This is a genomic window from Nostoc sp., from assembly GCF_036917135.1.
Classification (GTDB): domain Bacteria; phylum Cyanobacteriota; class Cyanobacteriia; order Cyanobacteriales; family Nostocaceae; genus Nostoc.
The window spans coordinates 1-11,081 of the sequence record NZ_JBALEA010000017.1 but is presented as its reverse complement, the minus strand read 5'-3'; the positions used below and the strand labels follow the sequence as shown (position 1 = coordinate 11,081).

Annotated in this window: 14 protein-coding genes; 6 read left to right on the top strand and 8 right to left on the bottom strand. The window is 42.8% G+C overall.

Annotated elements, in window-relative coordinates; translation table 11 throughout:
* Positions 1 to 160: 160 nt before the first annotated feature.
* Positions 161 to 835: an ABC transporter ATP-binding protein gene (locus V7K50_RS04135; protein WP_334957544.1), complete on the bottom strand. Its 675-nt coding sequence runs from the start codon at positions 833 to 835 to the stop codon at positions 161 to 163.
* 332 nt (positions 836 to 1,167) lie between these two features.
* Between V7K50_RS04135 and V7K50_RS04130 the strand changes: the two genes are divergently transcribed.
* The 4 genes from V7K50_RS04130 to V7K50_RS04115 all read left to right on the top strand — a co-directional run bounded on the left by V7K50_RS04130 (position 1,168) and on the right by V7K50_RS04115 (position 3,270).
* A complete protein-coding gene (locus V7K50_RS04130; protein WP_334957542.1) occupies positions 1,168 to 2,100 on the top strand; it encodes a Sll0314/Alr1548 family TPR repeat-containing protein in 933 nt (310 codons plus the stop codon).
* A gap of 7 nt (positions 2,101 to 2,107) precedes the next feature.
* Positions 2,108 to 2,299, top strand: coding sequence for a hypothetical protein (locus V7K50_RS04125; RefSeq protein WP_334957540.1), 192 nt, complete (start codon positions 2,108 to 2,110; stop codon positions 2,297 to 2,299).
* Positions 2,300 to 2,380: 81 nt separating this feature from the next.
* Positions 2,381 to 2,833: a DUF3531 family protein gene (locus V7K50_RS04120; protein ID WP_334957538.1), complete on the top strand. Its 453-nt coding sequence runs from the start codon at positions 2,381 to 2,383 to the stop codon at positions 2,831 to 2,833.
* Positions 2,834 to 2,838: 5 nt separating this feature from the next.
* Positions 2,839 to 3,270, top strand: coding sequence for an NUDIX hydrolase (locus tag V7K50_RS04115; protein WP_334957536.1), 432 nt, complete (start codon positions 2,839 to 2,841; stop codon positions 3,268 to 3,270).
* 1 nt (position 3,271) lies between these two features.
* On the opposite strand, the gene V7K50_RS04110 is transcribed toward V7K50_RS04115, so the two are convergent.
* From V7K50_RS04110 to V7K50_RS04095, 4 genes are all read right to left on the bottom strand, one after another.
* A complete protein-coding gene (locus V7K50_RS04110; protein ID WP_334957546.1) occupies positions 3,272 to 3,424 on the bottom strand; it encodes a toxin-antitoxin system HicB family antitoxin in 153 nt (50 codons plus the stop codon).
* Positions 3,425 to 3,536: 112 nt separating this feature from the next.
* On the bottom strand, positions 3,537 to 3,689 hold the full coding sequence (locus V7K50_RS04105; RefSeq protein WP_334957534.1) for a type II toxin-antitoxin system HicA family toxin: 153 nt from the start codon (positions 3,687 to 3,689) through the stop codon (positions 3,537 to 3,539).
* On the bottom strand, positions 3,686 to 3,889 hold the full coding sequence (locus V7K50_RS04100; RefSeq protein WP_334957532.1) for a type II toxin-antitoxin system HicB family antitoxin: 204 nt from the start codon (positions 3,887 to 3,889) through the stop codon (positions 3,686 to 3,688). Before V7K50_RS04100 ends, V7K50_RS04105 begins: the two co-directional genes overlap by 4 nt.
* Positions 3,890 to 4,021: 132 nt before the next feature.
* A complete protein-coding gene (locus V7K50_RS04095; protein WP_334957530.1) occupies positions 4,022 to 4,666 on the bottom strand; it encodes a hypothetical protein in 645 nt (214 codons plus the stop codon).
* Positions 4,667 to 4,695: 29 nt separating this feature from the next.
* On the opposite strand from V7K50_RS04095, the gene V7K50_RS04090 reads away from it, so the two are divergent.
* The gene (locus V7K50_RS04090; RefSeq protein ID WP_334957528.1) at positions 4,696 to 4,818 is read left to right on the top strand and encodes a hypothetical protein; all 123 of its coding nucleotides are present in this window, start codon (positions 4,696 to 4,698) and stop codon (positions 4,816 to 4,818) included.
* Positions 4,819 to 4,821: 3 nt separating this feature from the next.
* Here V7K50_RS04090 and V7K50_RS04085 read toward each other — a convergent pair whose 3' ends face one another.
* The 3 genes from V7K50_RS04085 to mfd are packed head-to-tail and all read right to left on the bottom strand — an operon-like array spanning position 4,822 to position 9,221.
* Positions 4,822 to 5,202, bottom strand: a complete 381-nt coding sequence (locus tag V7K50_RS04085; protein WP_334957526.1) for a PIN domain-containing protein — start codon at positions 5,200 to 5,202, stop codon at positions 4,822 to 4,824.
* 9 nt (positions 5,203 to 5,211) lie between these two features.
* Positions 5,212 to 5,472, bottom strand: a complete 261-nt coding sequence (locus V7K50_RS04080) for a hypothetical protein (protein WP_334957524.1) — start codon at positions 5,470 to 5,472, stop codon at positions 5,212 to 5,214.
* 56 nt (positions 5,473 to 5,528) lie between these two features.
* Positions 5,529 to 9,221 (bottom strand): transcription-repair coupling factor, encoded by a 3,693-nt coding sequence (gene mfd, locus V7K50_RS04075; RefSeq protein ID WP_334957522.1) that lies wholly within the window; start codon positions 9,219 to 9,221, stop codon positions 5,529 to 5,531.
* A gap of 241 nt (positions 9,222 to 9,462) precedes the next feature.
* Between mfd and V7K50_RS04070 the strand changes: the two genes are divergently transcribed.
* A complete protein-coding gene (locus tag V7K50_RS04070) occupies positions 9,463 to 10,791 on the top strand; it encodes a hemolysin family protein (protein WP_334957520.1) in 1,329 nt (442 codons plus the stop codon).
* The last annotated feature ends 290 nt before the right edge of the window (positions 10,792 to 11,081 follow it).

Below are 11,081 nucleotides of genomic sequence, written 5' to 3'. Positions count from 1 at the left end.
CATTTGTCATTTGTCATTTGTCATTTGTCATTTGTCATTTGTCATTTGTCATTTGTCATTTGTCATTTGTCATTTGTCATTTGTCATTTGTCATTGGGCATCGGTTATTCTCCTTGTCCCCCTGCTCCCTGCTCCCTGCTCCCTGCTCTCCATTCCCCTTTCAAACCGATGGTAAAGGTTCTTTAACTTTGGCTTCTAGTGTCTTTGGGTCTACTGATTCTAGTTCACCGTGGTTGAGTGTCCAACAACGATCTGCGATCGCTAACAGATCCCCAGCATCGTGTGTCACTATCAATAGTGTCCAATCTTGTTTGAGTTTCGCTAATAAATTTACCAGTTGCCGACGCATTGACCAATCTAACCCAGCCGTGGGTTCATCTAATAACAGTAAATTTGGTTGGCGAATCAATTGCACTGCCAAAGCTAAACGTCGTTGCTGACCGCCACTCAAAGCATGAGGGGCAGCAGATAGCGATAAATGCTCTAATCCCACCTCACTCAGCGCCTGTCTGACTCGTTCTGACCCTAACTCAGGATGTCCTAAACGCAATTCTTCTAAAATCGAACCACCGCAAAAATGCCGCTCTGGAAACTGAAATACTAACCCAGCCAATTGTTGTAGCTGTTCGGCTATAAGTTCTTGTTCCCGCCAGAAGAGTGCGCCGGTAGTAGGTTCGGCTAGTCCCGATAAAATTTCTAGTAAGGTACTTTTTCCCGAACCACTGGGGCCAATAATCAAACCTAGCTGCTGGGGTGCTAATTCCAAGTTGACCGATTTGAGAATCGCTGTTGGGCACGCTGTGGGATGATAATTTACATTTCTGAGATAGAGCATTTGTTAAGATTACCAAAAAGTCAGCAAATTACTGATTAACTACACTGAGAGTACTGAAAAATTCTGGAAAAATTTCTAGCGCATTACCTGGATTAACACCTTAATCTAGCAGCAAGAATCATTTACTTTTTCTCCATTGTGGCAGACTCACTCTTAAAACTTTGGCTAGAGTCAGCCTGGAAACATGAAAAAATTACCAAAGACAACCTTTATATAAGAAAATTTTGGTTGAAGCAGAGGCAAGTTAAAATTAACCATTTTTTGCATTCTCATTTTTTGCATTCTAAGTAACACATACAACTATTTCAACCGCAATTATTCTGAGGATTAAAATGACTAAAATGTTTTCTTCACCTCAATTAGTAGTGTCTGCTAAACTCACTACCCTTGCTCAGACTGCTTTTGGAGTTGCAATCGCACTTAATCTATGGGTAAATCCCTCCCTAGCTGGCGATCCCTTTCGCAATCGTGAACCTCATCAAATTGGCGATCAAACAGAAGCCGCTTTTAAAGCGATTTTCCAACAGGGTAACTATCCAGCAGCAGAGCGTTATCTAGAACAAGCAATATCCAAAGAGCCAAATGAACCTCTAGCTTATGCCATAAAAGCGTCTTTAGCATACGGAAATAAGGATTGGGCTAAACTCGACACTTACAGTCAGAAAACTCTAGAAACCGGACAAAAACTGATTGACAACGATCCATTGCGTGGTAATTTATACACTGCTGTTGGTCATTTTTTAGAGGGTGCAGTAGTTATCAGCCGTAAGGGTACTGTCAACGGAGTGCCAGAAGCCTTTAGTCAGTTGCGGCAAGTTTATGAATATTTAGACAAAGCCGAAGCAATTTCTGCCAACGATCCAGAACTGAATTTAATCAAGGGTTATATGGATTTATTATTGGCAGTTAATTTGCCTTTTGCTAGCCCAGATCAGGCAATTGGACGGTTAGAACAAAATGCTGCTCCTCAGTATCTAGTGGATCGGGGTGTTGCTCTTGCTTACCGCGATTTAAAAAGATATGCACAAGCACTAGATTATGTCAACAAGGCGATTAAAAGCACATCTGATAATCCAGAAATTTATTATCTCAAAGCCCAAATATTGAAAGAACTGGGGCAAAAAGAAAAAAGCCAGCAGATGATCCAGGAAGCGATCGCTAATTTTGACAAAGCATTGACTAGAAAATCCCAACTTCCAGGCGATTTAGTCAAACAAATTGAAGGTGAACGCAAAAATGCTATTAGCCTGAAAAATCCTGGGTAATTGGGGATTGGGGACTTGTACTGCCCTTCTCTACGAGACGCTACGCGAACGACTACGCTCAGGAACCGCGACTTGTACTGAGCGAAGGCGAGGTAAGCCGAAGTATTGGGGATTAGGGACTTGTACTGAGCGACTTGTGCCGAGCGAAGCCGAGGTAAGCCGAAGTATTGGAGATTGGGGATTGGACATTGGTTATTAATTCATCTTCCTCATCCCCCATTCCTTATGCCCTACTTTGATATGCTTATTTGCAGAAGAGTAATTGAGATATTAGACTAAAATGGAGATTCAGTTCCGCGAAATTAATCCTTTTGATGTGTGGATTTGGCTGAAATTCAGCACAAATCCTTCTGCGCGTGAAAAGCAATATGTAGAAGAAGTTTTCAATTCCTGGTTTTATCTGGGTAAATTGGGTGCATTTAATGCAGAGAATCTTCAGGTGCAGGACACTGGACTTGATATCAACTACATGAATTATGATGCACAAGGGTATGATAAAAGCTTGCTAGCACTGATGCACAACATCGGTGAGTTTGAATATGAGGGACAGTGGGGGCGTTGTTGGTTTGACTTAGGAACCAGTGATGCGATCGCTCTAGATATTTTAATCAACGCTCTCACACAGCTAAGTCAGGAATATGTCACCATTGAAGAATTGTACATCGGTGGCGAAAATTCCGATTGGCCTATTGAGGATAGCGAAAGTCGTCCTCAGTCTATCTACGATAATTAACAAAAATGAATAAAGCAGGGGAAATTCGGGTAATAGCCTTGGGACTAATTCGCAATGGCGAACGCATCTTTCTTTCTGAAGGCTACGATCCCGTAAAGCAAGAAACATTTTATCGTGCTTTAGGTGGTGGTGTTGAATTTGGCGAAACCAGCCGCGCCGCCTTAGAACGGGAGTTTCAAGAGGAAATTCACGCAGACTTAACGAATATTAGATATCTCGGTTGTATAGAGAACCTGTTTATATTTAATGGTAGGCAAGGTCATGAAATTATTCAGCTTTATCAATGTGACTTTGCTGATTCAAAATTTTATCAACTGGAAAGTTTAATTTTTTCAGAATCACAACATCATAAACATAAAGCGTTATGGATAGATATCTCTCGCTTGAAATCAGGAGAATTCAAATTAGTACCTGAAGTCTTTTTTGAATATTTATAAATCATCTGGAAATCGCACTCAACAAAGACACAATATACTGATTGAGACTAACTCCTTCTCGTTCAGAAGTCTCAGCTAAACGTCGATGTAAAGATTTTGGCATCCGTAGTAGTAGTTTACCGCTATAGCTATCATTACTACTTGGTAAGGGAATGCGATCGCCTACTTCATAAGCTTGAGAAATAAAAAAGCGTAGGCGTAGCCCGTCGTAGACATCGTTCTCAATAGCAGAACTAGTAGAGTTTGAGACAGTTCTACAATTAAAGTCAAAGACGTTGAGGTTGAACTAACCTAATGGGTATACCTGAAACAAACCCAAAGATACCATCATAAATATGATGATTGCCAGTAGTTCTTTGCAAAACCCAACCTTTTTGTTCCACAATCTTACAAAGTTGCTTGCCAGAAATCGATTTCATACAGCAATTTCGACAACTTGCTCTGTTGACTCAATTGCATTACGACTGTTAGCAACTTCAAGCCAACCTTCAATAGCGTCCTTTAAATTAGCCATCACCTCTTCTATAGTGTGTCCTTCGGTGATACAACCGGGAAGCGCGGGAACCTCTGCCCAATAGCCGCCTTCTTCTGCTGGATGAATGATTGCTCTGATTTTCATAAACTTGTTGAGCTAGTTTGTGAGAATATGCTAATAACCATATCTGTTTGCTCTTAACTGTGGCTACTAAAATTAATGTTGTCCACTCCAACAGAATGTTAGGCTACGCTAACTGACTGCCTACACTTCTCTTTAAAGTTTAAGCATATCCAGCAGATTATAGTCATTTATTTTCCGTTTTCTAAAATCTAAATATTCTTGATATGTTTTGAGATCGTGTTGCTCAACATCTCTAACAAATCCTTTTTTCTCACTGTTAATTTTTCTCATCAAAGTTATCGATCCAGAACTGAGGCAGAAATCAATCTCCCCAATTTGAGCAACTTTTTCAGACAGCCCACCTTTACAGTTTACCTGCTTTAATTTCCCGCTTTTAGAAAAACGGTTTAATTTCAGAGATAGAGTCTCTTCTTCTTCCCCCAAAAAATATTCGCAATAATGATAAATTCTAAATCCATAATCTGCTAGGTCTACAGATGAATCTTCTAAATTATTATGTTGTTTGATCTTCTGAATGCATTTATCAAGTAAGTCTGCCATACGATCGCAAACAAACTGACATATATCTACATACTCAAGTCTATTTTTTGGAAAGTAGTCAATCTGCGAACGAAAATAAACTGTTGAACCAGATATTCGATATCCCCAAACAACAACTTCTCCCTCATCCTCCCAAGAATCAGGACGCTTAATTTGATTTCCGTACATATCCGTGCTATCAAAAATACCCTCAATACCAAGGTATGTTGGGCCAATGTGAAATTTTTCTTTTTCCATTGTTGCTTGTCCGTGCTATGGAAACTTAGATGCCTAATCTCTCACAGACAAAACTAACTCACCACCGAAATTACACAGATAACAGCGATGTCTACGACTGGCTATACCTACGCACTTTGCATTTTACTCAAAACGTCGGAGTGATTGGATAGGTATTAACGTGTGTAGGGCTGTGCCATAACAAGACCGGGAACAACACGGTAATGTTTAACATTGAATGTACAAAGTGTTGCACCTTGCCCAACAGCACAAGCAGCTATCAGCGCATCTAACAACCCTAAACTGTGAGATAAATGGTAGGTCGTAAAGTCAGACAAGGCGCGAGTCAAGTCAGCCTCAGTAGCCCAGACTACAGGTAGCGGCGCAACCAGTTTTAGAGCATTACTCAACTGTTGCTTGTTTTGAGAATCCTGAATCATTTCCATGACTACAAAGCCGGGCACACTGGGCAACTCTGATAGACTGGCAAACCAACTTATTGCAGGAGCATGACCTCGTTGAATATCAATCAAAACGTCGGTATCTAGCAAATACATCAACTTTACCTATTCTCGCTCACGGGTTTGGGCCTCATGGCGTAACTTGCGAGCGTATGCTTGACTATCTGTAAGATCAGGTCGTGAGTTAATCACACCTTCGCTCTGCCAATAAGCAACGAGTTCGGCCCCTGTCCTCGGTGGATTTGCTAAAACCTGCCTCACAGAAAGAATCCGAAGAATGTATTCAGAAATAGGAAGGTTTAGCCGAGAAGCTTCAGTAAAAAGCTCGTTTTCTAGCTCTGGCGGCAAATTAAGATTAATACTCACTCTGGTTATCCTCTGTAGGTTTGGTTCTTAATTGATAGAAACTTGAGCAAAACTTATCAAACAATAGCCGCCTCTGGAATTGCACCTTGCATTCTCCCGAAAGCATCAATCAAATTTTGCAATTGTTGATCTGCTTTAAAAACTCCTAACCCGCGCACCGTCACTTTCCCCGGAGAATACACAAACCGTGTCTTGAGATTGTCTGGTAAATTCGCCGCCAACAAATTCCAAGCGGGTTCCTCCATCGGCGTTTCTAAAACGACGTGCTGCTTTTGTTCTGGCTTAATGCGGCTAAATCCGAGTTTTTTCGCTAGTTGTTTGAGTTCCATGACTCGCAAAAGTTGATTTGCAGGGACTGGTAAAGTACCATAGCGATCGCTCCACTCGGCTGCAATCTGCTTTAATTCTGATTTAGATTTGGCTGTAGCCACAGCCCGATAAGCACTCATCTTTTGATCCAAATCTGTGATATAATCTGCCGGAATAAATGCCGTCAGGTTAAGGTCAATCTGGGTATCCTCCACTTTCGGAATTTCTTGTCCTCGGATTTCCCGAATTGCTTCTTCCAGCATTTCCATGTATAAATCAAAACCTATGGCATCCATTTGACCGGATTGTTCAGCACCTAGCAAGTTACCCACGCCTCTGATTTCCATGTCGCGCATTGCTAGCTGATAGCCAGAACCTAATTGAGTAAATTCCTGAATCGCTCGTAAACGTTGCCGTGCTGCATCAGATAATGCCCGTTGCTTGGGATAAAATAACCAAGCATGAGCTTGGATACCTGCACGTCCCACACGACCGCGTAATTGATACAACTGTGCCAATCCAAAGCGATGAGCATCTTCAATCAAAATCGTGTTGACTCGCGGAATATCTAAGCCAGATTCAATAATTGTCGTACAAACCAGGATATCTGCGTCGCCATTACTGAAGGTGAGCATGGTTGATTCTAACTCGCTTTCATCCATTTGACCGTGAGCGATCGCAAATCTAGCTCCCGGTATCACTTCTCGCAAATTGGCTGTTGTCTCTTCAATGCCGTCCACTCGTGGAACTACATAAAAAACCTGTCCACCTCTGTCTAATTCTTGACGAATTGCACTGCGGATACTTTCAGAATTAATCGGTGACAAATGGGTTTTAATCGCGCGTCTGGTTGGCGGTGGTGTAGTAATCAAACTCATTTCCCGAATTCCCGACAAAGACATATACAAAGTTCGGGGAATGGGAGTGGCGGAGAGGGTAAGTACATCCACCTGGGTTTTCAAGCTTTTAATTTTTTCTTTCTGGTTGACTCCAAATCGCTGTTCTTCATCCACCACCAACAGTCCTAAATCGCGGAATGCCACACCTTTACCTAAAAGTTGCTGTGTACCAACAACTACATCTAATTCACCCGTTGCCAATCGCTTTTGAATATCGCGGCGTTCTTCAGCCGAACGAAAACGGTTGAGCAAACCGACATTTACGGGGTAAGGTGCAAAACGTTCTTTGAGTGTATGGTAATGCTGCTGTGTTAAAATAGTCGTCGGCGCAAGGAGTGCCACTTGTTTACCGGCGATGACTGCTTTGAAAATAGCACGAATCGCCACTTCCGTCTTCCCGAAACCGACATCGCCACAAACTAAGCGATCCATTGGGCGATCGCTTTCCATGTCGCGTTTTACATCTTGAACAGCTTTGAGTTGATCCGTCGTGGGTTGGTAGGGGAAAGAATCTTCCAATTCCTCCTGCCAAGGCATATCACTGGGAAAGCTAAAACCTTGTTGTTGCGATCGCGCTGCATACAGTTTCAACAAGTCCACCGCTAATTTTCTGATGGCTTTGCGGACTTTATTCTTGGTATTTTCCCAAGCTTTACCAGTCATTCTGTTAAGTTCTGGTGCTTTATCACCTCCGGCGCGAAACCGAGATAAAGCCCCGACTTGATCGGCTGCGACTCTTAATAACCCATCAGCATACTGCACCACCAAATAATCACGGGTTTCGTTGTTAATCATCAAACTTTCTAGCTTGACAAATTTGCCAACACCATGATTGCGGTGAACTACATAATCGCCTGGACGCAGTTTATTAGGATCAACTTGTTTAGAAGTAGCTTTGTGACGCTTGCGGATATAGCCGGGAGTCGCCAAAGAATGCTGCCCAAAAAATTCCCGATCTGTAACGATTACCACTCGATACGTAGGCAGGATAAAACCTTCGAGTTCGGCAAGACCAGAATATTTGAGGGCAATGGGAATATGGTTAATTTGCAGCTTATCGATCGCTTGGTAGTCGCGGGGATTGGGGATAAACTGAGCGGGACAATCATGTTCTTGCAACAGCGAGACAGAACGGGAAGGTTGAGCAGAAAGTAGCCAGATAGAGAAATTGCGATCGCGTTCTTGGCGAATAGTTTCAGCTAATTTAGCAAACTGGTGTGGCGTGGCTGGAACCGGACGACTAGCAAGATTGATCCCACTATTTTCTTCTGAGAGTTCCGATAAATACAACGTTTTAAACTTAGCAACATCAACCAAACACTCATCAAACGAACGGTGAATCTTCGGCAATATTAAGGGAGTAGATTCTTCCCCATGCCCACTTGCCCTGAGCGACTTGTGCCGAGCGAAGCCGAGGTAAGCCGAAGGGATTCCCCATTGTTCCTCGGCATTTTCTACCCAGCGATCGCTATGAGCATGACACTGTTCTGGCTCATCAATGGCAATCAGGGTATTTTCGGCTAAATAGTTTAGCAGAGATGCTGGTTGCTCGAACGCTAACCCCAAAAAGCGACGGGTACCCTCAATCATTGATGAGTTATCACTCATAAATTCTGAGTCAGAATTTAACTCATAACTCCTAACTCCTAACTCAGCATTATTCTTCAGTGCGGCCATCACCACCGGACTAAAGCTAGTGGGGGTAAGAATTAACTGGTCAACTTTGTCGAGGGCTGAACGTTGAGTTGCTGGGTCAAATTCCCGCATTTGCTCAATTTCATCCCCAAACCATTCCAACCTAACTGGAAACTCAGAGGAAACCGGGAACACATCAACAATATCGCCCCGCCTACTCCACTGTCCTTCCGTTTCCACCAAAGGCACTCTGTCGTAACCCAAAATAGTTATTTTCTCACTGAAGCTATTCAGGTCTAATTCCATCCCTTTTTTCAGGGTAAGACAGAATTGCCCAAAAGCTCCTGGCGGTGGTAAATGAGGTTGCAATGCCCCTTGAGTAGCCACAATCGCCATATTTGTCATTTGTCCTTTGTCACTTGTACTGAGCGTTCGCGTAGCGTCTCGTAGAGAAGCTGAAGTATTTGTCCTTTGTCCTTGGTCTGTTTCTAATGACAAATGACTAATGACTAATGACTCTTTAACGGCAGTTGCTCCACTTGGGGAGACCCCAAGACCGCACTGCCTCCTTTTAAGCAAATCTGCCAATACCTGCATTTGCCCCCAACTCATCTCAGTTTCTGGGTCAAAAGGTTCGTAGGGAGAAGCCTCGGAGGTGGGGTAAAAATGTACTGTTTGCCATCCCATTGCCTCAAGTTGTGCGTAAACGCGTCCAGCTTCCTCCAGAGTGGCGCAAATCACAAACAAATCCTTGCCTTGAGCCTGTGCTAATGCCGAAGCTACCAGAGTCTTAGGCAGCCGGGGAATGCCATTTAACCGCAATTCTTGTTGTCGATTCAGTTTAGAAATAAATTCAGTAGTGAGCGACGATCGGCCTAAGGCACGCACAATAGAAGAAAATGACATAAGTACTACTAGCGTTGGGAGTCTTTGTGGGTCAGAAAATCTGGAAGCAGTTTATGTCAACCATTTTAAAAGTGTTAACAGCTTTCTTATTGATTCGATGGAAGAATAATGCACGGCGACTAATAAACTTAAGAACTATAACTATTACTTCGTGTATAGTCAAAGTCATTTATCCAAGCACCTTTAATACTAGATACTAGGGATTGAGCTACGTTCGCTCTGATAAACTGCAATTTTAAACATGTCCCCCATAACTTTGGAAATTTTAATCATTTTGGTGCTAATTATTGCCAATGGCATCTTTTCGATGTCTGAAATGGCCATTGTCTCAGCCCGGAAAGTTAGGCTACAGCAGCTTGCCAATCAAGGAGATGCCAAGGCAAGGGTCGCCTTAAAACTAGCTGAGTCTCCAAATCATTTCCTGTCAACCGTCCAAGTGGGTATTTCCCTAATCGGTATCCTGACTGGTGCTTTTGGAGGAGCAACAATTGCTAGCCGAGTAGCAATCTATGTGCGACTTATTCCCTTATTAGCACCTTATAGTGAACCGATATCCTTTGGAATAGTGGTTTTGCTCATTACCTATTTCTCACTCATTGTTGGCGAATTGGTACCGAAACGTCTGGCATTAAACAATCCAGAAAGGATTGCCTCGATTGTAGCGATTCCAATGCAAGCGTTGGCGGCGATCGCTTCTCCAGTAGTATTTCTCTTAAGCGCTTCTACAGATTTAATCCTGCGAGTGCTAGGAATTACAGCTTCTACCGAGCCACAAGTTACCGAAGAAGAAATTAAAATCTTAATTGAGCAAGGGACTGAAGCGGGAACCTTTGAGGAAGCTGAACAGGATATGGTAGAGCGAGTCTTTCGTTTAGGCGATCGCCCCGTCAGCTACTTAATGACACCCCGCCCCGATATTGTCTGGCTTGACTTAGAAGACTCTCCCGAAGAAAATCGCCAAAAAATGGTTGATAGCGCCTATTCTCGGTATCCAATTTGTCAGGCGGGACTTGACAACGTGCTGGGTGTGATCCCTGTCACCGACTTATTAGCCAGGAGTTTTCGAGGAGAACCGCTAGACTTGACAGTAGGATTACGACAGCCCGTATTTGTGCCAGAAAGCACCCGTGGGTTGAAAGTTTTGGAATTATTCAAGCAAACCATCACTCACATGGCGTTAGTAGTGGATGAATACGGAGTGATTCAAGGATTAGTCACTCTCAATGACATCATGAGCGAAATTGTGGGTGATGTTCCTTCCACAGATGGACAAGATCAACCACAAGCTGTGCAACGTGAAGATGGTTCCTGGCTTTTAGATGGGATGTTGCCTGTAGAGGAGTTCTTGGAACTTTTTGGTATGGAAGAGTGGCAATCTGAGGAACGAGGCAGTTATCAAACATTAGGCGGTTTTGTCATCACCCATTTAGGACGTATTCCTGCCGCCGCAGATTATTTTGAATGGCAAAGTATGCGAATTGAAGTGATGGATATGGATGGTAATCGCGTTGATAAAGTACTAGTCATACCGAAGGCATCTAAATCAGCAGATCCGAAAAAATCTGACTAGTATTGGGCATTGGGCATTGGGCATTGATAATTATTGTTTATATTTTACATACACTGTGCCCAATGTAACATGATTTGTTAGCCTTAATCCGGAACTTACCCTACCAGATTCTCATTTGGGTATCTTAATCTTGCCCACCCCAGGGCAAACGCATCTTATTTACTAATAAAAACTAAGAAAGATTGCAAAATGATATAAGTAGAACGAGGCGAAAAAAACAAACTGTGTAAAGATAAGTAAATACGTATAATGTGTCTACCGAGGTAACAGAGGTATGGGCAGCCGTCTAA

Coding starts and splice junctions, on each gene's coding strand:
- V7K50_RS04135 (WP_334957544.1), bottom strand. CDS start 835: ATGCTCTATCTCAGAAATGTAAATTATCATCCCACAGCGTGCCCAACA.
- V7K50_RS04130 (WP_334957542.1), top strand. CDS start 1,168: ATGACTAAAATGTTTTCTTCACCTCAATTAGTAGTGTCTGCTAAACTC.
- V7K50_RS04120 (WP_334957538.1), top strand. CDS start 2,381: ATGGAGATTCAGTTCCGCGAAATTAATCCTTTTGATGTGTGGATTTGG.
- V7K50_RS04115 (WP_334957536.1), top strand. CDS start 2,839: ATGAATAAAGCAGGGGAAATTCGGGTAATAGCCTTGGGACTAATTCGC.
- V7K50_RS04105 (WP_334957534.1), bottom strand. CDS start 3,689: ATGAAATCGATTTCTGGCAAGCAACTTTGTAAGATTGTGGAACAAAAA.
- V7K50_RS04100 (WP_334957532.1), bottom strand. CDS start 3,889: ATGAAAATCAGAGCAATCATTCATCCAGCAGAAGAAGGCGGCTATTGG.
- V7K50_RS04095 (WP_334957530.1), bottom strand. CDS start 4,666: ATGGAAAAAGAAAAATTTCACATTGGCCCAACATACCTTGGTATTGAG.
- V7K50_RS04090 (WP_334957528.1), top strand. CDS start 4,696: ATGCCTAATCTCTCACAGACAAAACTAACTCACCACCGAAATTACACA.
- V7K50_RS04085 (WP_334957526.1), bottom strand. CDS start 5,202: ATGTATTTGCTAGATACCGACGTTTTGATTGATATTCAACGAGGTCAT.
- mfd (WP_334957522.1), bottom strand. CDS start 9,221: ATGTCATTTTCTTCTATTGTGCGTGCCTTAGGCCGATCGTCGCTCACT.
- V7K50_RS04070 (WP_334957520.1), top strand. CDS start 9,463: ATGTCCCCCATAACTTTGGAAATTTTAATCATTTTGGTGCTAATTATT.